This window comes from Promicromonospora sp. NPDC060271 (genome assembly GCF_042726755.1).
In the GTDB taxonomy this organism is placed as follows: domain Bacteria; phylum Actinomycetota; class Actinomycetes; order Actinomycetales; family Cellulomonadaceae; genus Promicromonospora.
The window spans coordinates 1-25526 of sequence record NZ_JBHXBG010000080.1; the positions used below are offsets into that span (position 1 = coordinate 1).

At 71.0% G+C, this 25526-nt stretch carries 22 protein-coding genes; 13 read left to right on the top strand and 9 right to left on the bottom strand.

Translation table 11 applies throughout. The features are described from left to right. Positions 1–80: 80 nt before the first annotated feature. Complete coding sequence (locus ACFWE2_RS13980) at positions 81–779, top strand: hypothetical protein (RefSeq protein ID WP_377224834.1); 699 nt, start codon at positions 81–83, stop codon at positions 777–779. Positions 780–980: 201 nt separating this feature from the next. Next, the gene (locus tag ACFWE2_RS13985; RefSeq protein WP_377224835.1) at positions 981–2228 is read left to right on the top strand and encodes an aminotransferase class I/II-fold pyridoxal phosphate-dependent enzyme; all 1248 of its coding nucleotides are present in this window, start codon (positions 981–983) and stop codon (positions 2226–2228) included. 4 nt (positions 2229–2232) lie between these two features. On the opposite strand, the gene ACFWE2_RS13990 is transcribed toward ACFWE2_RS13985, so the two are convergent. After that, positions 2233–2850 (bottom strand): LysE/ArgO family amino acid transporter, encoded by a 618-nt coding sequence (locus ACFWE2_RS13990; protein WP_377224836.1) that lies wholly within the window; start codon positions 2848–2850, stop codon positions 2233–2235. A 91-nt stretch (positions 2851–2941) separates the two neighbouring features. Between ACFWE2_RS13990 and ACFWE2_RS13995 the strand changes: the two genes are divergently transcribed. Next, positions 2942–3868, top strand: a complete 927-nt coding sequence (locus ACFWE2_RS13995) for a LysR family transcriptional regulator ArgP (protein WP_377224837.1) — start codon at positions 2942–2944, stop codon at positions 3866–3868. A gap of 96 nt (positions 3869–3964) precedes the next feature. Next, positions 3965–4573 carry a LysE/ArgO family amino acid transporter gene (locus ACFWE2_RS14000; protein WP_377224838.1) on the top strand — a complete coding sequence of 203 codons (609 nt, stop codon included), beginning with the start codon at positions 3965–3967 and terminating at the stop codon, positions 4571–4573. Positions 4574–4580: 7 nt separating this feature from the next. Here the strand turns inward: ACFWE2_RS14000 and ACFWE2_RS14005 are convergent, their stop codons facing one another. The 4 genes from ACFWE2_RS14005 to ACFWE2_RS14020 all read right to left on the bottom strand — a co-directional run bounded on the left by ACFWE2_RS14005 (position 4581) and on the right by ACFWE2_RS14020 (position 10891). After that, positions 4581–5867 (bottom strand): LCP family protein, encoded by a 1287-nt coding sequence (locus ACFWE2_RS14005; RefSeq protein ID WP_377224839.1) that lies wholly within the window; start codon positions 5865–5867, stop codon positions 4581–4583. A gap of 197 nt (positions 5868–6064) precedes the next feature. Continuing rightward, the gene (locus ACFWE2_RS14010; protein ID WP_377224840.1) at positions 6065–7276 is read right to left on the bottom strand and encodes an LCP family protein; all 1212 of its coding nucleotides are present in this window, start codon (positions 7274–7276) and stop codon (positions 6065–6067) included. A 47-nt stretch (positions 7277–7323) separates the two neighbouring features. Further along, on the bottom strand, positions 7324–9570 hold the full coding sequence (locus ACFWE2_RS14015; protein ID WP_377224841.1) for an esterase-like activity of phytase family protein: 2247 nt from the start codon (positions 9568–9570) through the stop codon (positions 7324–7326). A gap of 64 nt (positions 9571–9634) precedes the next feature. Then, a complete protein-coding gene (locus tag ACFWE2_RS14020; RefSeq protein ID WP_377224842.1) occupies positions 9635–10891 on the bottom strand; it encodes a multidrug effflux MFS transporter in 1257 nt (418 codons plus the stop codon). A 115-nt stretch (positions 10892–11006) separates the two neighbouring features. Here ACFWE2_RS14020 and ACFWE2_RS14025 point away from each other — a divergent pair, with 115 nt between their 5' ends. Both ACFWE2_RS14025 and ACFWE2_RS14030 read left to right on the top strand, forming a co-directional pair. Next, positions 11007–11765 (top strand): SOS response-associated peptidase, encoded by a 759-nt coding sequence (locus ACFWE2_RS14025; protein ID WP_377224843.1) that lies wholly within the window; start codon positions 11007–11009, stop codon positions 11763–11765. A gap of 75 nt (positions 11766–11840) precedes the next feature. Next, positions 11841–12923, top strand: coding sequence for a YhcG family protein (locus ACFWE2_RS14030; RefSeq protein ID WP_377224844.1), 1083 nt, complete (start codon positions 11841–11843; stop codon positions 12921–12923). Between the two features lie 26 nt (positions 12924–12949). Here the strand turns inward: ACFWE2_RS14030 and ACFWE2_RS14035 are convergent, their stop codons facing one another. Next, complete coding sequence (locus tag ACFWE2_RS14035; protein WP_377224845.1) at positions 12950–13657, bottom strand: HAD family hydrolase; 708 nt, start codon at positions 13655–13657, stop codon at positions 12950–12952. A gap of 252 nt (positions 13658–13909) precedes the next feature. On the opposite strand from ACFWE2_RS14035, the gene ACFWE2_RS14040 reads away from it, so the two are divergent. The 3 genes from ACFWE2_RS14040 (at position 13910) to ACFWE2_RS14050 (ending at position 18697) form a co-directional block, all read left to right on the top strand. Then, on the top strand, positions 13910–15949 hold the full coding sequence (locus tag ACFWE2_RS14040) for an acyltransferase family protein (RefSeq protein WP_377224846.1): 2040 nt from the start codon (positions 13910–13912) through the stop codon (positions 15947–15949). A gap of 181 nt (positions 15950–16130) precedes the next feature. After that, complete coding sequence (locus ACFWE2_RS14045) at positions 16131–17858, top strand: lysyl oxidase family protein (protein WP_377224847.1); 1728 nt, start codon at positions 16131–16133, stop codon at positions 17856–17858. A 53-nt stretch (positions 17859–17911) separates the two neighbouring features. Continuing rightward, entirely contained in the window at positions 17912–18697 is a 786-nt protein-coding gene (locus ACFWE2_RS14050) for a crotonase/enoyl-CoA hydratase family protein (RefSeq protein ID WP_377224848.1), read from the top strand. Positions 18698–18743: 46 nt separating this feature from the next. Here the strand turns inward: ACFWE2_RS14050 and ACFWE2_RS14055 are convergent, their stop codons facing one another. The 3 genes from ACFWE2_RS14055 to ACFWE2_RS14065 all read right to left on the bottom strand — a co-directional run bounded on the left by ACFWE2_RS14055 (position 18744) and on the right by ACFWE2_RS14065 (position 21145). Then, on the bottom strand, positions 18744–19811 hold the full coding sequence (locus ACFWE2_RS14055) for an adenylate/guanylate cyclase domain-containing protein (protein WP_377224849.1): 1068 nt from the start codon (positions 19809–19811) through the stop codon (positions 18744–18746). Between the two features lie 66 nt (positions 19812–19877). Continuing rightward, entirely contained in the window at positions 19878–20174 is a 297-nt protein-coding gene (locus ACFWE2_RS14060) for a hypothetical protein (RefSeq protein ID WP_377224850.1), read from the bottom strand. A 131-nt stretch (positions 20175–20305) separates the two neighbouring features. After that, positions 20306–21145 (bottom strand): biotin--[acetyl-CoA-carboxylase] ligase, encoded by an 840-nt coding sequence (locus ACFWE2_RS14065; RefSeq protein ID WP_377224851.1) that lies wholly within the window; start codon positions 21143–21145, stop codon positions 20306–20308. A 119-nt stretch (positions 21146–21264) separates the two neighbouring features. Between ACFWE2_RS14065 and ACFWE2_RS14070 the strand changes: the two genes are divergently transcribed. The 4 genes from ACFWE2_RS14070 (at position 21265) to ACFWE2_RS14085 (ending at position 25383) form a co-directional block, all read left to right on the top strand. After that, the gene (locus ACFWE2_RS14070; RefSeq protein ID WP_377224852.1) at positions 21265–22863 is read left to right on the top strand and encodes an acyl-CoA carboxylase subunit beta; all 1599 of its coding nucleotides are present in this window, start codon (positions 21265–21267) and stop codon (positions 22861–22863) included. A 14-nt stretch (positions 22864–22877) separates the two neighbouring features. Next, positions 22878–23402, top strand: coding sequence for a hypothetical protein (locus ACFWE2_RS14075; RefSeq protein WP_377224853.1), 525 nt, complete (start codon positions 22878–22880; stop codon positions 23400–23402). Next, on the top strand, positions 23399–23638 hold the full coding sequence (locus tag ACFWE2_RS14080; protein ID WP_377224854.1) for an acyl-CoA carboxylase epsilon subunit: 240 nt from the start codon (positions 23399–23401) through the stop codon (positions 23636–23638). Before ACFWE2_RS14075 ends, ACFWE2_RS14080 begins: the two co-directional genes overlap by 4 nt. 62 nt (positions 23639–23700) lie before the next feature. Beyond that, complete coding sequence (locus tag ACFWE2_RS14085; RefSeq protein WP_377224855.1) at positions 23701–25383, top strand: DUF885 domain-containing protein; 1683 nt, start codon at positions 23701–23703, stop codon at positions 25381–25383. The last annotated feature ends 143 nt before the right edge of the window (positions 25384–25526 follow it).

Sequence of the window (25526 nt, forward strand, 5' to 3'; positions counted from 1 at the left end):
CCCCCGACCCCGAGGTACTCGCTGCAGCGCGCCACGACCGGGATGCCTGTGGATAACTCACTCGCCGCTACGGTGAGCGCGTGATCGTCCTGTCCTGCCTGCCCAACGCGCCGTGGCTGCCTCCAGGCGGCCGGGCCGACGTTGTCATCCATGAACCTGACGACCCAGCACCCCGCCCGCTGGGGCTCGTGCGGCTGCTGGTCGCCGACTCGGACGGCCGCATCTTCTGCAGGGCCCGTACCGGTGACAGGCCAGGCTGGGACCTGCCCACCGCGCCTGTACCCGACGGCGGCCCGCAGACCGCCGTCAGCGGGCTCACGACCGCCGTGTTCGGAAAGGTCACGGCGACCGAGCTCGTCGGTTATGTCCGCAACACGGTCCCGGCGGGCACCCGGTACGCCTGGCCGACGCCGGTCGCGCACTTCGCCCTGTACCGAGTCCACGATCACGCCGTACCGGTCCTCGACGGCACATGGCTCGACGACGACACCGCCGCCGAGCATCTGGGCGAACGTCACTGGTGGCCGCTCGTCGCCGTCGACCACGACAACGCCACGGCACTCACCACCGAGCTGAGCACCATCTGGGGTTCGTGGCTGGACGACGTCGAACGCGACCGGGACCGGATCACGAGATCGGCGACGGACGCTCTCGTACTGGGCATGGACAGCCCGGCTCTGCGCGAGCTGGCCGGGCTCGCGCCGGACGTGGTGTCGCCCGATGTCGACCTGCTCGTCCGGCAGGCCGCCGCCGAGCTACACCTGGTGCCCTGCGCCTGAGGTCTGGGTCGGACCTTGATCCAGCAGGTGCTGGCAGGGCCAAATGTTCACCTTCGCAGGGCACCTTGTGGATAACTTTCCTCGGAGCGCTGAGTTATCCACCACATCCACAGGGTTGTCCACATACGCGCAGGTAAAGAGGGTTGTCCGCCATGCCGGAGATGAATTCGGGGTGGACGCGGGATGGATATCGTCGACCCCATGAGCTCCCTCCATTCACCTGGCCGCGGCCGGGACCGCTGGCAGGACACCGCGAGCGCGGCGGGCCTCCTCGCCGACGACGGCACCGTCGCCGCGACGATCTTCGCCGAGATGTCGGCCCTTGCCGTCCGCACCGGCGCGATCAACCTCGGCCAGGGTTTTCCCGACGTCGACGGCCCCGAGTACGTCAAGCAGGCGGCGATCCGGGCGATCGAGGAGGGCCGCAACCAGTACGCGCCGGGCGACGGCGTGCCGGAGCTGCGCCGCGCGATCGCCGACCACCAGAAGCGGCACTACGGGCTGGACGTCGACCCCGGCACCGAGGTGCTCGTGACCACCGGCGCCACGGAGGCCCTTGCCGCCACCATCCTCGCGCTGACCCGAGCCGGCGACGAGGTGCTCACGCTGGAGCCGTTCTACGACTCGCACGCGGCGTCGATCGGCATGTCCGGCGCCACGCACGTGACAGCTCCCCTGGTCCCCGGGCCGGACGGCTTCCGGCTCGACGTCGAGGCGCTCCGTGCGGCCGCCTCCCCCCGCCTGCGGATGATCGTGCTCAACTCCCCGCACAACCCGACCGGGGCGGTGCTCACCAGGGACGAGCTGGCCGCCGTCGCCGCGGTGGCCCGGGAGCACGACGCGATAGTCGTGACGGACGAGGTCTACGAGCACCTCACGTTCGGCGCCGAGCACGTCCCGATCGCCACCCTGCCCGGCATGGCCGAGCGGACGCTGACCATCTCGTCGTCGGGCAAGACGTTCTCGTTCACCGGCTGGAAGATCGGCTGGCTGCACGGGCCCGCCGACCTGGTCACGGCCGTCCGGACGGTCAAGCAGTTCCTCACCTACACGTCCGGCGCGCCGTTCCAGCCCGCCATCGCCGAGGCCCTTGCCGACGACGACACGCCGAGCGCCCTGGCCACGGACCTCGCCGAACGCCGGGACCTCCTCTGCGCGGGACTGGAGACGGCTGGTTTCACGGTGAACCGCCCGGCCGGCACCTACTTCGTGATGGCCGACGCGTCGAACCTGCTCGGTCGCCTCGGGCTGCGCGACGGCGTCGAGCTGTGCCGCCGCCTGCCGGAGCTCGCCGGCGTGGTGGCGATCCCGGCGGCGGCGTTCTGCCGCGCGGGCTCGCCGACGGCGAAGGCGCTCGCCTCGCACGTGCGGTTCACCTTCGTGAAGCGCGACGAGGTGCTGCGCGAGGCGGCGACCCGCCTGGCCGGGCTCGGGGTCCCGCTGAGCTAGCCCCTCAGCCCGCGAGCAGCGAGACCGCGACGGCCAGCATGATCAGCGCGATCACGCCGTCGACCACGCGCCAGGCGCCCGGGCGCTTCAGCACCGGGGCTAGCAGGCGCGCACCGTAGCCGAGGCCGCAGAACCAGAGGATGCTCGACACCATCGCGCCGGCGGTGAAGAGCCAGCGGTCGTCGCCGTAGGTGGCCGCGACCGAGCCCTGCAGCAGCACGGTGTCGAGGTAGACGTGCGGGTTCAGCCAGGTGAGCGCGAGCGTCGTGAGGACCACCGGCCGCAGGCGCCGGCCCGGGCTGTCGCCCAGCGCGCCGTCCTCGGCCGCCGCGAGCGTCGTGTCACCGCGCAGGGCGCGCCACGCGGCCATGGCCCCGTACCCGAGCACGACGGCGGCGCCCAGCCACCGCATCACCTCCACCACCGCGGGCCACCGCTCCACCAGCGGCCCGAACCCCGCACCGCCCGCCGCGTAGAGCACCGCGTCGGACACCGCGCAGATCGCCGCGACGACGGCCACGTGCTCACGACGCAGCCCCTGACGCAGCACGAACGCGTTCTGGGCACCGATGGCGACGATGAGCGAGAGACCGAACCCGAGTCCGGCGAGCAGGGTGAGCATGTCTGCCACGCTAGGCAGCCAGGGCTCGTGAAGGCCAGTTCATGTTTCTCAGGCCGCATAAGCAGAACTGAAGATGCGCCAGACTGGTGGCATGCGATGGGACTCCCGCCAGCTCGAAGCACTGGCCGCCGTGGTGGCCGAAGGTTCGTTCGACGCGGCGGCGCGCGCGCTGCACGTGACGCCGTCCGCCGTCAGCCAGCGCATCCGTGCGCTGGAGAACGCGGCGGGCAGCGTGCTCGTGCGGCGAGCCCGCCCGGTGGTCGCCACTGCGTCGGGCCAGGCCCTGCTTCGCCTCGCCCGCCAGATGGAGCTGCTCGGCGCGGAGGTCGCGGCCGAGCTCGGCGCGGACGACCCGCGCGAGCACCCGGACGCCCAGGAGGCCGACGGCGGCACGCCCGGCCACTTCGTGACCGTGCCCCTCGCCGTCAGCGCCGACTCGCTGGCCACCTGGGTGCTGCCCGCCCTCGCGCAGGTCGACGGGGTCACGTTCGACCTGCACCGCGCTGACGACAGCCGCACCGCGGACCTGCTCCGCGAGGGCGTGGTCATGGCAGCGGTCACCTCCCAGACGGCGCAGGTCCAGGGCTGCCGCAGCACGCCGCTCGGCATCATGCGCTACCGGCCGGCCTGCACGCGCGCCTTCGCGCGGCGCTGGTTTCCCCATGGTCCGACGCCGGAGGCCCTTGCCGCCGCACCGGTGATCGTCTTCGACCGGACGGACGATCTGCAGGACATGTTCCTGCGTGAGCGAGCGCCCGGGGCCAGGCCACCGCGGCACCACGTGCCGAGCACCGTCGAGTACGAGGAGGCGATCTACCTCGGCCTCGGCTGGGGCATGCTGCTGGACACGCCCTCCCTCGGCGGACGTGCCGCCGGTGACGACATCGCGCTGCTGGAACCCGGCACGACGGTCGACGTCCCGCTCCACCTGCAGCAGTGGAAGCTGCGCTCGGCCGTGCTGGACAGGGTCACGGCAGCCTTGCGAAAAGAAGCAACACGGGAGCTGCTACCTGCGTGAAATCTGGACGTACCCCCATCATTAACCGTGATTCAGTCTTCTGCACTTCCGAATCATGAACCGGACATCCCGTGCCGGGCTTCTTACCGTTCAGCCATGCTCTCCGCCCTCGCAGGCATGGCCTTCGGTCTCTCGCTCATCGTCGCCGTCGGTGCGCAGAACATCTTCGTCCTCCGCCAGGGGCTGCGCCGTGAGCACGTAGGACTGGTGGCCGGCATCTGCGCCGTCAGCGACCTCCTGCTCATCTCGGCAGGAGTCGGCGGGCTGGGCTCGATGATCCAGAGCGCGCCGCTCGTCGTCGAGATCGCGCGCTGGGCAGGCGCCGTCGTCGTCCTCGTCTACGGGGGCATGGCCGGGTACCGCGCCGTCAAGGGGCAGCGGGTGGTCATGGGCCGGCACAGTGTCACGCACCGGACGGTGGGTGCCGCCGTCGCCACGACACTCGCCCTGACCTGGCTGAACCCCCACGTGTACCTCGACACCGTCGTGCTCGTGGGCGGGCTCGCCGCGACGCACGGCGACGACCGCTGGTGGTTCGGGCTCGGCGCCTGCGTCGCCAGCACCGCCTGGTTCGTCGCGCTCGGCTACGGCGCGCGCTACCTCGCGCCGCTCCTGGAGAAGCCCGGCGCGTGGCGCGTCCTCGACAGCGTCGTCGCGCTGACCATGGTGGTCGTGGCGGCGTCGCTCGTCCTCGGCGGGGCCTGACGAGCCGTCAGGCGCAGACGCCGTCGAGCAGGACCTCGGGGCTCGGGCTCGGCTTCGGCGTCGCGGGCTTCGTACCGCCGTCGGACGTGCCGGTCTCGGTGCCGTCCCCGCCCGTCCCAGTGTCTCCTCCGCCGCCTCCGGTGCCCTCGCCGGTCTCGCCGGTCCCGGCGTCGCCACCGTCACCCTCCGTGCCGCCACCCGCGCCACCCTCGGCCCCGCCGCCGCTCGGGCTCGGCGAGGCGGACGGCTCCGCGTCGGGCAGCACCACGCTGTCCGGCGGGGTGTCCGACGCCATGCGCTGGAAGATCTCGGCAGCCTCCGGACCCCAGCCGATCCCGCTGGCCGTCCCCTCGGTGGTGTCGTAGACCGGGATCTTCGTCATCACGATGTTGCGCTTCTGGATCTCCCGGAGCGACCACGCGAGGCCGGCGACCTTACCGGGGTCGGCGATGTCCGGGTCGGCGCTCAGCGAGCCGAGCGCGGCGTTGATCAGGCGGAAGGTCTTGGTCGGGTCGGCGAGCGTCTCGGCGGACAGGATCTGCCGCAGGGTGGCGTTGATGAAGGCCTGCTGCCGCTCGATGCGGGTCAGGTCGCTACCCATCTCGAGCCCCATGCCGGTGCCCTTGCGCACCCGGAGGAACTGGATGGCGGTCTTGCCGTCGAGCCGGTTCTCGCCGGCGGGCAGGTCGATCCGCGCCGACCGCGGGTCGCCGTGCAGCGCCTCGGGCAGGCACATCTTGACGCCCCCGAGCGCGTCGACCACGTCGATCACACCGTTCATCTTCACGACCGCGTGATTGGTGACGGTCACGCCGGTGATCGAGTTGACCGTGTTGATCGTGCACGCCGCGGCGTGCTTGAGCGACGTACCACCGCTGCCGACCTCGAACGACGCGTTGAACTTGTCGCGGTACGGCTGGGTCTGGCTGCCGTCCGGCCGCTGGCAGGACGGGATGTCCACGAAGGTGTCGCGTGGCAGCGACACGATCTCGATCCACTTCCGGTCCGCGGCGATGTGCACCAGCATGGTGGTGTCGGACCGCATGCCGCTCACGGTGCCGCCGATGTCGGCGTTGCTCCCGTCGCGGATGTCGGTACCCATGAGCAGCAGGTTCACCGGTTCGTCCTTGAACGGGTCCGACGGGTCCTTCGGCTTGACCTGCTCGGCCACCAGGCCGTCCAGGTCCTGGACCTCGATCTGCGAGATCGCGTTGTGGTACGCCGTGGCAGCAGCGGCAGACCCGAACGCCATCACCCCGACGAGGCTCATCGTGACGCCTCGGAGCACGAACATCTTGCGCCAGCTACGCACGTGCCGGGGCTGGCGTTCGCCCGATCGAGCGTGCCGGGGTACCCCTTGGATAATCTCGCCGACAGGTCGGACTGCCGTCCAGAAGTCACTCGCCACGCCCCAGAGACTATGGCCTCGGTGCAACAATCGTGTAAATAACCCCTGCGCTTCCCAGGCAGGTTCCAGGCCGTCGCAGAGCGTCAGTCGGCGCAGACGCCGGGTAGCAGCGAGGGCGACGGAGACGGGTCCGGCCGGTTCGACGGCGTCGCCGAACCCCCTGAGCCGCCCTTCGAGCCGCCCCCTGAGCTGCCGTCCGAACCGCCTTCCTCGCTCGCGTCCGGTGCGGGCGTCTCGTGCCCCGGCGGCGGTTCGTCCGCGGCCAGGCGCGCCCAGATCGCCGCGGCGTCCTCGGTCCAGACCACCCGGTTGGGATCCGTCGGGGCAGCAACGACGGGCAGCTCCGTGAACACGATGTTGGCCGGGTCGATGTCCCGGATGCTGAAGGCGAGGCCGGCGAGCGCCGCCGGGTCGGCCAGGCTCGGGTCGGCGGAGATCGCGCGAAGCACCGCCCGGATGGTGCGGTAGAGCTGCGGCGAGTTGGTCACGACGTTCTGGTCGAGCACCTGGCGTACCAGCGAGTCGACGAACGCCTGCTGCCGTGCGATCCGGGTGAGGTCGCTGCCCTGCTCCAGGCCGAGTCCCGTGCCGTGACGGGCGCGCAGGAAGCCGATGGCCTCGCGCCCGTCGAGGGTCTGCTCCCCGGCCGGCAGCTCGAAGCGTCCGTACGCCGGGTCCTGCACGAGCGGCTCGGGCAGGCACATGCGCACGCCGCCGAGCGCGTCGACGACGTCGACCACGCCGTCCATCTGCACGACCATGTGGTTGGTGACCGGGACCTCGGTGAGGCTCTGTACCGTGGAGATCGCGCAGGCCGCCGCGTACGTGAGGTCCTCCTCGGCACCGCCGCCGATGGTGAACGCGCTGTTGAACATGCCGTACGAGGCGCCGGACTCGCCGCCGTCGGGCAGCTCGCAGGAGGGGATCTCGACGAGCGAGTCGCGCGGGATGGACACGACCTCGATCCGCGACCGGTCCCCGGAGACGTGGACGAGCATCGTGGTGTCCGACCGCATGCCGCCGTCGCCCGCACCGGCGATCTCCGTGTTCTCGCCGCCGCGCAGGTCGGTGCCGAGCACGAGGATGTTGAGGCTGCGTCCGGTGAACGGGTCGTCGGGGTCCGCGGGCTCCGGCACGTCGACCAGGCCGGAGACGTCGCTGACGCCGATCTCGTCCTTGAGGTCCAGGTAGACGGCCGCGCCGGCGGCGGCCACGAGGGTGACCGTGCCGACGACGAAGAGCGTCACGACTCGCGCGACGCGGTGACTGCGCTGGTTGCTGAGGTGCCGGGGCACATGCGGAGCATAGGCATGTACCCCGGCACGGGGCCCGTTAAGTGGGGTCAGCTCACCGCGGCGACGCCGAGGTCCGGGTTGTCGGTGAAGAAGCCGTCGAGGCCCGCCTTCATGAAGACGCGGATCTCGCCCACGAGGTCGCCGATCCCGTTCGGGTCGGTGGAGGACCGGAACTCGGCGGACATGAACTGGTTCTCCCGCCGGAAGGTCCAGGTGTGCACCTCGAGCCCTGCGCGGTGCGCGTCGCGGATCACGGCGCTCGGGGCGCCGAGCGTGCCGTCCGCCTCGCGCGGGATCAGCACGTTCTTCTCGGCGCCGATACCGTCGGCGTAGGACGCGATCTCCCGCAGCCCGCTCCGGGTGACCATGTCCGCGTAGGTGCGCGGGTCGCCGTCGGCCACGAAGTCGTAGGGCGCGCCGCTGCTGCTGATGAGCTGGCCGAGCGGGACGTCGGTCAGGTCGTCGAGGTCCTGGAGGTTGCCCACCTCGAAGGACTGCACGATCACCGGGGCGTCGGCGCGGTCGAAGCCGTTCCGGCGCAGCTCGCCCACGAGCGGCTCCTCCAGCGAGAGGCCGATCGAGTCGAAGTACGTCGGGTGCTTGGTCTCCGGGTAGACGCCGACGGGCGCGCCGTCGCAGGTGCGGCTGTTACGGGCCAGGTCGAGGACCTCGTCGAGGGTCGGGACGAGGTAGAGCCCGTCGAACGGGACGTTCTGCGGCCGGACCTGCGGCAGGCGCTCCTTGGCGCGCAGGGTGCGCAGCTCGGCGAGCGTGAAGTCCTCGGTGAACCAGCCGGTGATCGAGGTGCCGTCGATGGTCTTGGTGGTGCGTCGGCCGGCGAACTCCGGGTGGGCGGCGACGTCCGTCGTGCCACTGATCTCGTTCTCGTGCCGGGCGACCAGCACGCCGTCCTTCGTGGAGACGACGTCGGGCTCGATGTAGTCCGCGCACTGGTTGATGGCGGTCTCGTACGCGGCGAGCGTGTGCTCCGGCCGGTAGCCGGAGGCCCCGCGGTGTCCGACGACGGTGACACCGTCGTCCGTCACCCGCTTCTTCCGGAGGTCCACCAGGGCCATCTCGGTGTCGTCCGGCGTGCCGGTGACGCGTGCGTCGTTGCCGGGGTAGTTGTTGTCGTTGCCGATCAGGAGCGTGTCCTTGTCGACGAACAGGACGGTCTCGAAGGACTGCACGGGCAGCGCGAACGTGTCGCCGAGGCCGTAGCCCTCGCCCTTGTCGATGCCGCGCGGGTTCGCGATCCGCAGGGCGTCGACCACGAGCTCCTTCCGGACGAAACCGTCGCGGTCCTTGCGGCCCAGGTCGATCTCGTAGACGCGCTTGGTGACCGCCTGGTCACCCTCGAAGTCGTCGCGCTCGATCAGCAGCATGGTGTCGCGGCCGGTCGCGAAGGCGTCACCGATGACGTTCGCCTGCTGGTCGGTCTGGTACGCCCAGCGCTTGCCCGTGTACTCGCCGCGGCGGGTGTCGAACTGGTAGATCCAGCGGCGGCGGACGTCGGCGTCGTTCGCCAGGGCGCCCTCGACCACCGGGTAGAGGTAGCGCCCGCTCGCGGCCATGGCCTCGAAGCCGCGGCTGCTGCCAACGTTCGGCTTCTCGCCGGGCTCCAGGTACGGGTTGCCGGGCGACCTGCCGTCGGGGAACTCGTACGGGGCCTCCAGCAGCGTGCCGTCGGCGTCGAAGTGCAGCAGGAACGGGCCGAACTCCTCGCCCACCCAGAACGTGCCGTCCGCGGCACGGACGAGGGACTCGATGTCGAAGTCGGCTCCGGTCAGCAGCCGGTCCTCGGTGGCCTCGTTGACGATCTCGAAGTCGAGCACGTCGTTGCGGTCGTTGTACTCGACGAAGTCGAGCACCTTGATCTCGCCGGAGCCCTTGCTGCCGGTGTCCCACTGGGGGCGCACGAGGTAGTTGCGCAGCAGGAAGTCGGCGGAGTTGCCCTTGGCGCCGAACCCGTTGTCCGGCTGGGCCCAGAAGGTGCCGTCGTGGTTGTCGACCATCGCGGAGAAGCCGGGGATCACCTGGCCGTCCCACGGGCCCTGCCGTCCGTTGCCCGGCGAGGCGGCGGCGCCCGACGGCGGGCCTTCGGCCAGGTAGTCGGCCGACAGCGTGGCCCGACCGGCGAGGGTGGCGGCGAGGTAGGTGCCACCGTGGTGCTCGGAGCTCGAGCCGGGGCCCTGCTGGGGCGCTGCGACGGCGACGGCCGCGGGGAGCAGCAGCGAGGCGGCCGCGGCGGCGGCCACCGCGCGCGAGGCGCGGATGCGCATGGGTGTACTCATGCGTGCGAGCCAAGACCGCGGAGCCGACGTCCTGGTGAATCCCGCCCGACCTCGGGATGAACACTCAGATCGGAGCGTGCCAGCCGCCCTTGCGGTACGCCGGGGTGGCAGTGGCCAGCACGACGAACGCGGCAAGGCCCGCGCCGAGCATCACCGAGGACATGGCGACGGTGTCGCTGCCGAGCAGACCGACGATCGGCGACACGATGCCGGCCAGCAGCGACTGGATGGCGCCGATCATCGCCGCCGACGTCCCGGCGATCTCGCCGTGCCGGGACATGGCAAGGGCCGACGCGTTGGCCGGGATGAGGCCCTGGAACGCCAGCACCAGCCACAGGGCCACCAGCAGGCCGATCAGGCCGCCGAACTCCGTGATCGCGACCGCGAGCAGGACCAGGGACAGCACGAGCTGCGCCACCAGGGCCGTGCGGAGCAGGCGGATAGGGGCGACCCGCCGCACCAGCGCCGCGTTGACCTGCGCCGAGAGCACCAGGCCGAGCCCGTTGACCGCGAACAGGAGCGAGAACTGCCCGTGCGTCAGGCCGTACCCCTGCTGGAAGACGAAGGGTGAGCCCACCACGTAGCTCAGGAGCGCGCCCATCGCGAGCCCGGGGATGAGCGCCAGCGCCATGAAGTGCTTGTCGCGGAGCAGCGTGCGATAGCCGCGCACCACCGACGACGCGCCGCCCGTGGTGCGGCGGGCCACCGGGTTCGTCTCCGGCATCACGAAGAACACGATCACCGCGAGCGTTGCGCCGATCAGTGCGAGCACCACGAAGATCCAGCGCCACTCGAACGCCTCCAGGACGATCGAGCCCAGCGACGGCGCGAGCATCGGGGCCACGCCGATCACGAGCATGAGGCGCGACAGGATGCGGGCGGCCTCCGCCCCCACGAAGCGGTCCCGCACGGTGGCCATGGCGGCGACGCTCGCCGCCGAGTTGAAGAAGCCCTGCGCCAGGCGCAGCCCGATGAGCAGGTGGATGTCGTCCACGACGGCGCAGGCCAGCGAGACCAGGACGTGCATGCCGAGGCCGATCATCAGCGGCAGGCGACGGCCGAAGCGGTCGGTCAGCGGGCCGATGACAAGCTGGCCGAGCGCACCACCGACGAGCATGCAGGAGACGGTGAGCTGGGCGAGCGCGTCGGAGGTGCCGAGGTCGGAGGCGACCTGCGGCAGCGCGGGGAGGTACATGTCGACGGTGAGGGCGGGCAGGCACGCCAGCGCGCCGAGCATGATCACCCACTTGAGGGCCGATCGAGACGACGCAGCGCGTGCGGGCATGACTGAGGGCACGCTCGACGGCGCTTCGGATGGCATGACTCCACTCTATCGAATCGATACGACCGTGAACAGAGTGATCTCGATCTCCTGCCTCGCGCGGGCGGCGCGCACCGGGCCCGCGAGTGTCAGTGGCTCAGGGCATGCTGGTCCCATGTGCGGACGCTTCGCCTCTTTCACGGACACCCAGGACCTCGCCGACGAGCTCGCGATCGCCGAGCTCGCCGAGGACGCGCGGCTCCTGCCGCCGTCCTGGAACGTCGCGCCCACCGACCCGGTGCGGATCGTGGTCGAGCGCGCCCCGAAGGGGTCGGCGGAGGTGACGCGGTCGATGCGGCTGGCCCGCTGGGGGCTCGTGCCGTCCTGGGCCAAGGATCCCGGCGTCGGCGCCCGCATGATCAATGCACGGTCCGAGTCCCTGCTCGACAAGCCGGCGTTCGCCAAGCCGTTCGCGGCTCGGCGCTGCCTCGTGCTCGCCGACGGCTACTACGAGTGGCGCAAGCTGGTGTCGCTCACGGCGCCCGGCTCGAAGAAGGTCCCGAAGCAGCCGTACTGGATCCATCCCGCGGACGCCGGCGTCGCCGCTTTCGCCGGCCTGTACGAGTTCTGGCGCAACCCCGCAGCGAGCGAGACCGACCCGGACCGCTGGTTGGTATCGACCACCGTCGTGACCCGGCCGGCCTCGGACGCCATGGCGGCGATCCACGACCGCATGCCGCTCGTGCTGCCGCAGGACGCCTGGGACACGTGGCTCGACCCTGCCGTCCGCGATGCGTCCGAGCTGTTGCAGATCGGCGCCCCGCCCCTGACGGCGCGGCCGGTGGGTGACGCCGTCGGGAAGGTGCAGAACAACGGACCGTCGCTGATCGGGGCGGACCCGGAGCCGAAAGACCCGGAGCCGGTGGAAATTTGACCCTGGTTGACAGCGAACCGTTGCTTATACGCAACTCCGGTGGCGGACATGTAGATGTCTCTACAGGCTTGACTTGTGACAATCATCGAGGACGACCCCGAGCCCGAGGGCTACCGGGCGTTCATCACGGGCCTCAAGCAGCGGGTCCGCAGCACACAGTTCCGCATGGTCCGTGCGGCCAACACCGAACTCCTCCGGCTCTACTGGAGCGTTGGCCATGACATCCTGACCCGACAGCGTGACCAGGGATGGGGCACCAAGGTCGTGGACCGGATCTCGGCCGACCTACGGCACGAGTTTCCTGGTCAGCGCGGGTGGTCGCGGTCAAGCCTGAAGAACATGCGTCGCTTCGCCGAAGCGTGGTCTGAGGAGGCAATTGGCCAACAAGCTGTTGGCCAATTGCCCTGGGGACACATCGTCACCCTGCTCGAGCGACTGAACAGCAGAGTTGATCGTGATTGGTACGCGGCCCGGGCGGCCGAGAACGGCTGGACCCGGGCCTCGCTCGAGCACGAGATCAAGGTGTGTCTGAAGGACCGCATCGGCACGGCTCCGTCCAACTTTGCGGCAACGCTGGACCCCGCCGACTCCGCGCTCGCCCAGCGGGTCGTCAAGGACACGTACGTCTTCGGACACCTTGATATCCGTCAGCACGTCGTCGAGCGAGACCGCGAACAGGCGCTCATGGCTCGGATCGAGCTGACCCTCGTCGAGCTCGGCCGAGGACTCGCCTTCGCCGGACGGCAGGTTCGCTTCGACGTCGCCGGCGACGAGTTCTTCATCGACCTGCTCTTCTTCCACATCGAACAGTTGCGGTATGTCGTGATCGAGCTCAAGGCTGGCAAGTTCAGCCCCGCCCACCTAGGTCAGCTCGGCTTCTATGTCCAGCTCGTCGAGACCAGGCTCAAGAAGCCGGGCCACGAGAAGACAGTTGGCATCCTGCTCTGCGCCGAACGCAATGACGAGACCGTGGCGCTCTCGTTGTCCACGTCGGCCACGCCAACTGCCGTGGCGCTCTACGACGGTCTGACGCCCGAGGAGCAGGCTGCCCTGCCGAGCGCGGCAGAGCTCGAGGCCGTCGTCAGGGACGAAATCCGCGCCTTCGAACGCGCGCAGTTGGAGAGTCCGGACGAGGACGCGGCGGACCATTTCGCCTGATCCCACGGTACCGCGGCCATAGTTTGTCAGAAGTGATGGGTCTTTGACCTGGAGTGGCTCGATCCGCGCCCCGGCAGCACCTCGTCGAGCGTCCGGATCCGGTCCGCGACCTCCGGGTACCGGTCGTGCCGGTCCAGCAGCACCGCGCCCATCCCGGCGTCGAGCGGACCCTGGAAGTCCTTCTCGACGTCGTTGCCCACCATCAGCACGTCACCCGGCGCGACGCCGAGGACCGCGCACGTCGCGGCGTAGGCGCGGGGGTCGGGTTTGCCGGCCGGCAGGTCGTCCGACGCGACGACGACGTCGAGGTGCTCCGCCAGCCCCGTCCGGTCGAGCTTGTGCCGCTGGTGGGCCGAGTCACCGTTGGTGAGCAGCGCGACGACGAGGCCTGCGTCGCGCACCCGGCGCAGGGCGGGCACGGCGTCGTCGAACGCGGTCCAGGCGCGCTCGTAGCGGGACAGGTATCCCGAGAAGAGCTCGTCCGCCTCGGCGTCGGTGGCGTCGGCGCCCAGGAACTCGCGCACCCGGACACGCCGCTGGTCCTGGAAGGTGATCTCGCGGCGCTGGTAGCGCGCGTACGCCTCCTCGGCGACGGCGAGCCACGCGGTCGCCAGCTCGTCCATGTCGTCGAGGCCCAGCCCCAGCTCAGGGAGCCAGTCCAGGAGCGCCGCGCGCGATGCGCCCTCCTGGTCCACGAGCGTGTCGTCGAGATCGAAGAGAACGACTTTCAGCACGTCCGCATCGTGTCACACGGTTACGCCGCACCGGGGTCGTGGGTTTGTACTGGGCTAATTTCCGATTAGGTTGCTGTGCCGAACGGAACCCACTGGACGGTGCGGGCGCAGGGCGCCGGCTCCGCCTCTGACGGACCTGGAGTCATGACTACAACCACCGCCACGCATTCCGCCGCCGCGCCACCCGCCGGACCTTCCCCGGAGGCGACCCAGGAGAGGCGCGACACCGGGCCTCGAGACTCCGTCGGGACCGTGACCAGGCGTTTTCTGCCGGAGGTCCAGGCGCTCCGCGCCCTGGCGGTCGCGCTGGTCGTGATCTACCACCTCCGGCCGGACGTCCTCCCTGGCGGATACATCGGCGTCGACGTCTTCTTCGTCATCTCCGGATTCCTCATCACGGGGCACATGCTCCGCGAGGTCCGGGCGACGGGACGACTCCGCCTCGGCCATTTCTGGGCCAACCGGGCGCGCCGGATCCTGCCCGCGAGCCTCCTGGTCGTGGCGGTGGTGCTGCTGACCACACCGATCTTCATGCCCATCACCGACTGGGCCGAGATCAGCCGTCAGGGGCTCGCCTCGGTGCTCTACGTGCAGAACTGGGCGCTGGTGGGCAACGCCGTCGACTACCTGGCGTCCGACACCGCGGCCACGCCGTTCCAGCACTTCTGGTCCCTGGCCGTGGAGGAGCAGTTCTACATCTTGTGGCCGCTGGTCGTGCTGGCCGCCGGCGTCGTTGCGCACCGGTCGCGCCGTGGCCCGCGCGCCCTGACGGCGGCCCTGCTGGTCGCGTTCGGCGTGCTCGTCGCCGCCTCCTTCGCGTGGAACCTCATCACCGTCGCCAACGAGGACCCCGCCGCCTACTTCGCCACCACGACGCGCCTGTGGGAGCTCGGCGCCGGTGGCCTGCTGGCCGTCACGATCCGCTACACGGACCGGTTCCGGCTCGCGCGATCGGCGCTCGCCCTCGCCGGGTTCGGCGCGATCGCGGTGGGTGCCCTGGCCCTGACGGCCGGGACGCCGTTCCCCGGCACCGCGGCGCTCCTTCCCGTGCTCGGCACGGTCGCCGTGATCGCCGCCGGCCGCACGTCGGGTCTCGGGTCGCTGTCCTGGATCGTGGACCGCGCTCCGGTGCAGTGGCTCGGGAACGTGTCGTACTCCCTCTACCTGTGGCACTTCCCCGCCATCGTGTGGTTCACCGAGTACGCGGGCGGTGAGCCCACCAAGCTGGAGAGCCTCGGCCTCCTCGCCCTGATGCTCGTCGTGGCCCACGCGAGCTACACGTACGTCGAGCAGCCGCTGCGGTCCACCGCCTGGCTGAAGAACCATGACCCGCGCTCGCTGGGCCTCGCCGCCACGACGATGGCACTCGCCTGCGCCCTCACGCTGGTCCCCACGCTGCGCGCGGCGAGCGTCGAACGCGAGTGGGACGCACTCGCCGACACGATCGACGTGTCGACCGAGCTGGGCGGCAGCTACGGCGCGGCCGCCGCGGCGGACGGCACGATCGACGTGCTCACAGGCGGCTCCACCGCCATCCGGCCCAACCCGATCAACGCGGAGGACGACACCGAGATAGCCCTCCGGTCCCCCTGCGAGGAGTCGGAGCTCAGCACCGAGTCCAGCCAGGTCTGCGAGTACGGCGACCCGACGTCGGACACCGTCGTCGCGCTGATCGGTGACTCCCACGCCAGGATGCTCTCCACGCCGCTCGTGAACCTCGCCGAGGAGCGCGGCTGGCGCCTTCTCGGCTTCTACCACAACTCGTGCCCCTTCTCCTACGAGGAGCGTGACCTGAGGGCGCGCACGTGCGAGCTGCTCAACGAGAGGACGATGGAACAGCTCGCGGAGGTCCGGCCCGACGCGGTGGTCACCTCGTACCTGGGCGAGAGCGAGTTCCGGGACACGGACACGGGCATGGAGCCCGGCGTCAAGGGCTTCGCCAACATCTGGAACGACGTGCACGACCTCGGGGCCCGCGTCTACGTGGTGAAGGCGGTGCCAGAGGCCAGGGAGAAGGCCCAGGCCTGCGTGGCGCGGAACTACGACGATCCCGAGCAGTGCGCGATCGACCGCGAGGACGCGCTGGTCAACCGCGATCTCGTCGACAAGGCCGCCGCGCGCGCACCGTACGCCCACGTGATCGACCTCACCGACTTCTTCTGCGGGCCGGAGAAGTGCGAGCAGGTCGTCGGCAACGTGCTCGTCTACCGCGACACCAGCCACATCACCGACTCGTTCGCCCTGAGCCTCCAGCCCTACCTGGCGCAGGCGATTCCCGCACAGTTCCCCTGAGCCGGCCCGCCGCCCGTCCCGCCCCTCCCTCCTGCCGGGTGGGAGCGGGCGGGACGGGTGGTCCATGGCACTCCACAGGCGATGTCCCGGTGGGTGAACTGGACCCGCCGGGGCAACGTTTCCGCAGGCCCGAGCGTCCACAGGTGTGACAGGTTCCTCTGTCCTCACCCCTGGGGGATTCATGACCGCTCGCAGTTTGTCCCGCCCATCGCCTCGCCTGCTCACGATGGGCGTCGCCGCGACCCTCGCGCTCGGGCTGCTCGGAGAGGGAGCCGCGGCCCATGTCGTGTCCGCCTCCGCAGCCACGCCGCCGGCCGGTGCCGCGGTGACGACCACCACCGACTCCACCGAGACGGCCCCGTCGTCCGCCCAGCGTGGCCTCCGCATCGTGCCGACGGGCGACACCGTCCAGGGCTACGCGTTCGACGGCTTCGTGTACGTCGACTCGCAGGTCTGGCTGGGCGCCTACGGCGAGAGCCACGAGTTCCTGGCCAAGCGCACCACGGCGTCGGCCCCCGCGACGCTCACCAGGACGGTGATCCGCGGCAACAAGCGCACCACCACGAAGGTGCCCGCCGCGCTCGTCGACGGGCTCGACGGGCTCAAGAACGGCCTCACGGTCAAGATCGCCACGCCCAACGGCAAGGTCCTGCTCGAGGAGACCCGCAGCCTCTGCCCCGGCGGGTGGGACCGCCAGCGCATCCAGCCGACCGGTCGCACCGAGCCGGTCTACCCGTCGCTCTGCGGCGGTAGCTGGTTCACGAAGTCGACGGTCTTCGGGATCGAGGAGGGCTGGGCGGCTCGGCTCGACGCCTTCTTCCAGGTGCAGACCAAGCGCACGGACCTCGTGATGACCACCACCGTCAACGACAAGGTCGCGAACTTCCTCGGCCTGCCCGCCAAGGGCCGTTCGGTGACGCAGAAGCTGAAGATCGTCGACGAGTGCAGCGAGTGGGGCTGCGAGGGTGTGGCGGACCAGCTCCTGGGCGAGCCGGAAGAGGGCTTCAGCACCCTCGTGGGGCAGGACGCGCAGTCCACCCGGGCCGAGAGCCTGCGCGCCCAGGGTGGCGCCCACACGGGCCACGCCGAGTCCTCGGACACCGGCCGCCCCGTGAACCTCTTCACCCTGGACAGCAGCCCGGCGCACGGCGGCGACCACCCGTCGCTCGGCCAGGCCGGGACCACACCGTCCACGAAGAAGCCCGCCAAGGACAGCCTCCCCGACCTCGTCTCCGTACCGGCGTGGCAGATCGGCAACGAGGTGGACGAGGCGGGTGTCGACCGGCTCACCTTCAACGCCCACGAGTGGAACGCGGGCCCCGGCCCTCTGGTCGTCGAGGGCTACCGCCGCGGCTCGGCCGAGGTCATGGACGCGTACCAGATGTTCTACCGGGACGGTAAGGAGGTCGGCAGCACGAAGACCGGCACCATGGAGTACCACGAGGCACCCGAGCACGACCACTGGCACTTCCTCGACTTCGCGAGCTACGAGCTCGTGACCCCGAAGGGCAAGCTGGTGACGACCAGCGGCAAGCAGTCGTGGTGCCTGGTGCCGACCAACGCCGTGGACCTGTCCGTGCCGGGTGCCGTCTGGCGTCCCGAGGCGACCGGCCTCGACAGCGCCTGCGGCGAACGGTCCGCCCTGTGGCTGCGCGAGGTCCTGCCCGTCGGCTGGGGTGACACCTACAACCAGAGCCAGACACAGGCGTTCGACCTGACCGGTGTGCGCAACGGGACCTACCAGATCAAGATCACCGTGAACCCGAACGGCAACCTGCACGAGCGGACGACGTCGAACAACGTCAGCTACCGGACCGTCATCCTCGGTGGCAAGCCCGGCGCGCGGACCGTGAAGGTCCCGCCGTACGAGGGCGTCGACACGGAGGTCCCCGAGGTGGTGGAGGACTGACCCCGCCGACATCAGCACACCGCTGACCGGCGGCGGTGCGTAGGCTGCGCCCCATGAGCGCCAGCACCGCGCAGTCGACGGTCCCGTCCGGGAGCCACATCACCTGCAGCATCTCGGACGGGATCGCCGACGTCCGCCTCGACCGGCCCGACAAGCTCAACGCGCTGTCGCTCGACATGCTCGGCGAGCTCAGGGCGACCGCGCGCAGGCTCGGGCGGACGCCGGGGCTGCGCGCGGTGGTCGTCTCCGGCAACGGCCGCTCGTTCTGCGCGGGGCTCGACCTCGGCGCAGCGGCCCGGAATCCGGCGGCGGTGGTGCGAGCCTTCGTGCCGACGCCCCGCGGCACCAACCTGTTCCAGGAGGCCTGCTGGGCGTGGCGGCGTCTGCCCGTTCCGGTGCTCGCCGCCGTGCACGGCCACGTGCTCGGGGCGGGCGTGCAGATCGCCCTCGCCGCCGACCTGCGCCTCACGACCCCGGACGCCCGCTGGTGCGTCAAGGAGGTCGAGCGTGGCCTCGTCCCCGACATGTCGGGGATCCGCGCGCTGACGCAGCTCGTCGGCATCGAGACGGCGAAGCGCCTCACCTTCACCGCCGAGGAGTTCACGGGGGCGGACGCCGGCCGGCTCGGCCTGGCCGGGACCGTCACCGACACGCCGCTGGACGAGGCCTTCGCGCTGGCCGGCCGGATCGCCGAGCGGCGCCTCGAGGCCGTCGCGGCCGCCAAGCGGCTGTTCGACCGCCGCTGGTCGTCGGGCGACCGGCGCACGTTCGCCGCCGAGCGGTGGGCGCAGCTCAGACTGCTGCCGGGCGCGATGAAGGCGCTCCAGAAGTCCCGCTGACGTGTCAGACACACAGATCACCCGGGTGACCTGTGTGTCTGACAGGTCAGCCGCGGTAGGCGCGTTGGAGACGCACCGGGACCAGCGGGCCGATGCCGGGGACGTCACGCTCCGGCTGCTCGGTGAGCGCGAAGCGCGAGCTCGTCGCGAGCAGCGCCGCGGTGTCCTTGTCGACCAGGACGGTCGAGGGGTCGGACTGCTCGGTCAGGCGCGAGGCAAGGTTGACGGTCGGGCCGAAGATGTCGCCGAACCGGGACAGCACGCGGCCCCAGACGAGCCCGACGCGTACCGGGATCTCCGGGTCGCCCGGGGCGGCGGTGCCGAGCGCCACACCTGAGGTCTCGGCCAGGCCGAGGGCCACCTCCGCGCCGGTGGAGATGTCGTCGGTCACGAAGAGGACCGCGTCGCCGATGGTCTTCACCACGCGGCCGCCCGCGTTGACGATGACGTCGCGCGCGCCCGCCTCGAACCGCTGCACGAACTCCGCCAGCTCCTCCGAGCCCAGGCCGGCGGTGCGCTTCGTGAACGACACGATGTCCGCGAAGCCGACGGCGCGCAGCAGCGGAAGCTGGTGGGAGTCGCCGCGGTCGTCCGAGTGCGCGCCCGCGAACTCGATGGCCATGCGCCCGGTGAGCGCCGCGAGCTGACGCCGCCACGCGTGCTCGAGCTGCCCCTGCAGCATCTCCGTCATCTCCGGGAGCTTGTCCAGGGCGAGCAGGCGGGCCGAGGTCTCGTCCAGCTCGTAGCGCCGCGCGAGGTGCTCCACGAGCGCCTCGACCTGCCACAACGCCAGCCGGTCAGCCGTGTGGCCGACGGACCGGATGAAGGTCATCTGGGCGCGCTCGTCCATCTGTTCTTCGTCGAACAGGACCGCCGCGTCCTTGAGCGCCTCGACGTCGGCGTCGGTGAACCACGTCTCGGTCGGGTGCGTAACAGGCAGGCCGATCCAGCGCCAGTACCGGGTGACGAACTGCTTGTCGAGCCCCGTCAGCTCCAACACCTGCGACAGCGTGTACCGGCGGGCGCCGCCGAGCAGCGTCTCGTCGAGCCGGGCCGCTGTGTCAGCACCCGGTGCGTCGTGGTGGGTGTGCGAGGTTTCGGAATTGTGGAGCACGTCACCACTGTAGGCGTGCGGGCCCCATGCACCCGCATGGATCCGCGGGAGGGGCGGCCGAGGACGTCAGCCGACGAGCGTCAGCACGAGCGGGATACCCATGAGCACGAGCAGCATCCCGACGACGGCCACCACGTTCCACAGGCCCAGCCGCACCCCGCGCACGCCGTCGTCGCGGGAGAGCAGGACCCAGACGACCAGCAGCCAGGCGATACCGGCCGCGACCAGGCCCGCCGTCGGTGTCCCGTCGGTCTGGACGATGCCCCGGTCCAGTCGGACCGTGCTGATCAGGTACACCGCGACGACGGCCGCCGCACAGACGATCGCCTTGGCCACCCCGACCGTGGCTCGACCTGCCTCCATGGCGTCTCCTGCCGTCGCACGCCCGATCCTTGCCTGCCATCGCTTCGGCGGACATTACCGGAGGCAGTAGGGCACGCGGCAGGGATTGCCGCCCACTTCACCCCGCCTGACCGGCCAGTTCACCCCCACGGTCACCGCAGGTGCCAGATGTCGCCTGCCGTGACCGTGCGCTCCTCGCCGGACTCCGTGCGGACCACCAGCGCCCCGGAGCGGTCCAGACCGACCGCCTCGCCCGCCACCGTGCCGGCTCCCCCGGCGAGCTCGGCACGGACGCGGGTGCCGAGCGTCGCGGACACCGCCGTGTACTCGTCCAGCAGGCCGGCCGCCGCGGCGTCGCCACCCGCCTGCTCCCACCGCCGGACGACGGCGTGCACCTCGCCCAGCAGCCGCACGAGCACGTCGGTCCGGTCGGGCCGCGGGTAACCAGCGAGCGCCAGCGACGTCGCCGTCGGCACGGGCAGCTCCTCCGCGGACTGCGAGACGTTGAGACCGATCCCGAGCACGACGGCGGGGGCCTGCGGTCCCTGCGCGCCCTGCGCCTCCGGGACCACCTGGGCGAGGATGCCGGCGACCTTGCGGTAGAGCCCCAGCCCGGCGATCGTGTCGACGGCGGGCAGCAGCACGTCGTTGGGCCACTTGACGGCGGCGGTGACCCCGCCGTCGGACACCGCGCGCACCACCGCGAGGCCTGCGAGCAGCGGGAGCCAGCCCAGCGCCTCCGCGGGGACCTGCGGGCGCAGCAGCACGGACACGGTGAGGCCTGCGCGTGCGGGCGTCTCCCAGGACCGTCCGGCGCGTCCCTTGCCCGCGGTCTGGTGCTCGGCGACGAGGGCGGACGGCGCCGGCCAGCCGGCCGGGTCGGACCGCACCGCCGTGACGAGCTCGGCGTTGGTGGAAGGAGAGGTCTCGACGACCTCGACCCTCGCGAACCCCGGGACTGTCAGCTTGTCGCGGTACAGAGACTGGCGCATCCCTCCATACTCTCCCCTCGCCTCCGAACGTGCCCTTGGAGGAAACCCACAACGCAGCGGCATGACCCGCTGGATGCTCACGCATCGAGCGGGAGGCATCCGACAACTAGTCTCGAACTGTGAATGACGCCATCACCACCCTCGCCGGCACGCGCGCCAAGCTCGACGACCTCGACGCCCGCCGGGCAGCTGCCATCGACGTCCCGGAGCAGACGGCCCAGGAGAAGCAGCACAAGCGGGGCAAGAAGACCGCCCGCGAGCGCATCGAGGCGCTGCTGGACGAGGGCAGCTTCACCGAGCTGGACGCGCTCGCCAAGCACCGCAGCCGCAACTTCGGTCTGGAGAAGAAGCGCATCGCGGGCGACGGCGTGGTGACCGGCTACGGCACCATCGACGGCCGCCAGGTGTGCATCTACTCCCAGGACTTCACGGTGTTCGGCGGGAGCCTCGGTGAGGTGCACGGCCAGAAGATCACGAAGGTCCAGGACCTCGCGCTGCGCACCGGTGTGCCGCTCATCGGCATCAGCGACGGCGGCGGCGCCCGCATCCAGGAGGGTGTCGCGGCCCTGACGCAGTTCGCGGAGATGTTCCGGCGCAACGTCGCGGCGTCGGGCGTGATCCCGCAGATCTCCCTGATCCTCGGCCCGAGCGCGGGCGGCGCGGTGTACTCCCCCGCGCTGACCGACTTCATCGTGATGGCCGACCAGACGTCGAACATGTTCATCACCGGCCCGGACGTGATCCGCACGGTGACGGGCGAGGACGTCGACTTCGAGACCCTGGGCGGCGCCCGGACGCACAACTCGAAGTCGGGCGTCGCGCACTACATGGGCAGCGACGAGGACGACGCCATCGACTACGTGCGTCACCTGATCAGTTACCTGCCGCAGAACAACCTGTCCGACGCGCCGGCGTTCCCGCCGGAGGACGACGCGCCGCTGGAGGTCACCGCCGACGACGAGGCGCTCGACGAGCTGATCCCGGACAGCGACAACCAGCCGTACGACATGCGCACGGCCATCGAGGCGGTCCTGGACCCGGAGTCGTTCCTCGAGGTGCAGCCCATGTTCGCGACCAACGTGCTGGTCGGGTTCGGGCACGTGGAGGGCCAGTCGGTCGGCATCATCGCCAACCAGCCGCAGTCCATGGCGGGCACGCTCGACATCGACGCCGCCGAGAAGGCCGCGCGGTTCGTGCGGACCTGCGACGCGTTCAACATCCCCGTGCTGACGTTCGTGGACGTGCCGGGCTTCCTGCCCGGCGTGGGGCAGGAGCACCAGGGCATCATCCGCCGCGGCGCCAAGCTGATCTACGCGTACGCCGAGGCCACGGTGCCGCTGGTCACGATCATCACGCGCAAGGCGTACGGCGGCGCCTACATCGTCATGGGTTCCAAGCAGCTCGGCGCAGACGTGAACCTCGCCTGGCCGACCGCCCAGATCGCCGTCATGGGCGCGAGCGGCGCCGTGAACATCCTGCAGCGCGGCGCGCTGAAGGCGGTCCAGGAGGCGGGCGGTGACGTCGAGGCCGAGCGCGCGCGGCTGACCGCCGAGTACGAGGACGCCATCGTCAACCCGTGGGACGCCGCCGAACGCGGGTACGTCGACGCGGTCATCCGCCCGTCCGAGACCCGCGTCCAGGTGGTGCGCGCGCTGCGCGCGCTGCGGACCAAGCGATCTACGCTTCCTCCGAAGAAGCACGGCAACATCCCGCTCTGACCCGGAGGAACTACATGAGTCACGAGGACGCCACCCACGGCCCGGCGCCGATGGGCCGCGTCGACACGGAGCCGATGCACCGTGCCGTCGACGCGCTGGCGGCTGCGCTGCACGACTACGTGGGGACGGCTGTTGGCGTGCGCGCCGAGTTCGGCGCCGCGGAGGCGGACGAGGACCCGCGGGTGCTTGCCCTCGAGGCGAAGGTGGGGCACCTGAACGCCGCCCTGTTCGACATACTGCACGGCTCGCTCGGCATGCACCCGGACCTCACGTCGTCGGTGTGGGAGCCGGAGGACGGCGCCGACCCCGACGAGATCATCGAGTCCGAGCTGCCCGAGGGCGGTGAGTCGTTCTACCTCGGTTTCGTCGTCGCGGCGCGCGGCGGCGACGCCTCGCTGGACGGCGTGATCGACCTGCTCGACGCGGCCGGCGAGTCCGTCGCGACGCACCTCACCGAGGGCGGCTACGACATCGCCGAGTGGGCCGCCTCGCGCGGCGAGGCCCCCGGTTTCGGTTTCTACGAGGAGGACGACGAGTGAGCCCCGAGGTACGTGTTGTCCGCGGCGAGCCCGACGACGTCGAGGTGGCCGCCCTGGTCGCGGGCCTCGCCGCGGTAGCGGCGGCGGGCCCCGAGCCCGACGACGCGGCGCCGCTCGACGAGTGGACCAACCACGCGCGGGCCCTGCGGGGAAACGGCGGCGCGACCGCCAAGAACTTCGGCGGGCGGTCGGGGCGGCACAACGCTGATGCCTGGCGCTGGAGCCTGCGGTCGTAGGAGGGGCTGACGGGCCCGAAAACCGGTGCTCGGGAACCAGGGGTCGCCGTAGGCTCGCCCCCATGACCACCCCCACACGTACGCCCACCGCGATCGACGCGGTCGCCGACGACTACGTCACCCGCCTCACCGAGCTCTCCCCGCTGTCCGCCACCGGTATGGGCCTGCCCGGTCACGACCACGAGATGGACGACCTCTCGCCGGCCGGGCACGAGGCCGCGGCCCAGGCGAACCGCGAGGTCCTGGCGAAGCTCGAAGGGCTCGAGCCCGCCGACGACGTCGACCGGGTGACCCTCTCCGCGATGCGCGAGCGTGTGGGGCTCGACCTCGAGCTGCACGAGGCAGGCGAGCACCTGCGCAACCTCAACAACATCGAGTCGCCGGTGCAGCGGCTCCGCGACGTCTTCGACATCATGGCCACCGACTCGGTGGAGGCATGGGAGAACATCGCCTCCCGGATGAGCGGTCTCCCTGGCGCCGTCGACGGGTACATCGAGTCGCTCACCGCCGCCGCTGCCAAGGGCGACGTCGCCGCCGTCCGCCAGGTGCGCGAGTGCGTCACGCAGGCGCGGGAGCTGGCCGCAGGCGACTCGTTCTTCACGTCGTTCGTGACGGGTGAGGCCGCGAGCGCCGCGCTCGGCGAGGGGCACGCGCTGTCGGGTGACCTGGCGCGGGCGGCGCAGGGCGCGCAGGCCGCGTACGGCAGGCTCGCCGACTTCCTGGAGCACGACCTCGCGCCGCAGGCGCCGGAGGCCGACGCAGTGGGCCGGGACCGGTACACCCTGTTCTCGCGGTACTTCCTCGGCGCGAAGGTGGACCTCGACGAGACCTACCAGTGGGGCCTCGACGAGCTTGCCCGCGTCGTCGCCGAGCAGGAGCAGGTCGCCGCGCAGATCGCCGGCCCTGGCGCGACGGTCGAGGAGGCGGTGGCGGCACTCGACGCCGACCCCGCGCGCAAGCTGCTGGGCACCGACGCGCTGAAGGCCTGGATGCAGGAGACCTCCGACGCCGCGATCACCGCGCTGAACGGAACCCACTTCGACGTCCCGGAGCCCGTGCTGGACCTGGAGTGCATGATCGCGCCGACCCAGTCGGGCGGCATCTACTACACCCCGCCGAGCGACGACTGGTCCCGGCCGGGCCGGATGTGGTGGGCGGTGCCCGAGGGTGTCACGGAGTTCAACACCTGGCGCGAGAAGACGACGGTCTTCCACGAGGGCGTCCCGGGTCACCACCTCCAGTGCGGCCAGGCGGTGTTCGCGCGCGAGACGCTGAACAGCTGGCGCAGGCTCGCGTGCTGGGTGTCCGGCCACGGTGAGGGCTGGGCCCTGTACGCGGAGCGCCTCATGGCCGAGCTCGGCTACATGGAGGACCCGGGCGACCGCCTCGGCATGCTCGACGCCCAGCGCCTGCGCGCGGCCCGCGTGGTGTTCGACATCGGGGTGCACCTCGGCATGCCCGCACCCGAGGAGTGGGGCGGCGGCACCTGGACGGCCGAGAAGGGCTGGCCGTTCCTCCTGGCCAACGTGAACATGCCGAAGGAGTTCGTCCGCTTCGAGTTCAACCGGTACCTCGGCTGGCCGGGGCAGGCGCCGTCGTACAAGGTGGGCCAGCGGCTCTGGGAGCAGACGCGCGACGCCGCCAAGGCCGCAGCGGGCGAGAGCTTCGACGCCAAGGCGTTCCACGCGCGGGCGCTCAACCTGGGCTCGGTGGGCCTGGACACCCTGCGCGAGGCCCTGGCCTGACCTGCTTGTCGTGGGGGGGGGCGGGGGCGGGGGGCGGCCGGTGCCCGCCCCCCCGGGGCCCACACCAAAAAAAAAAATTAAGTGGTGTCGTCCGGGGGGGTTTGGTTGTTTGTTTTGGCGCGGGCCCACGAACTGTATTATTT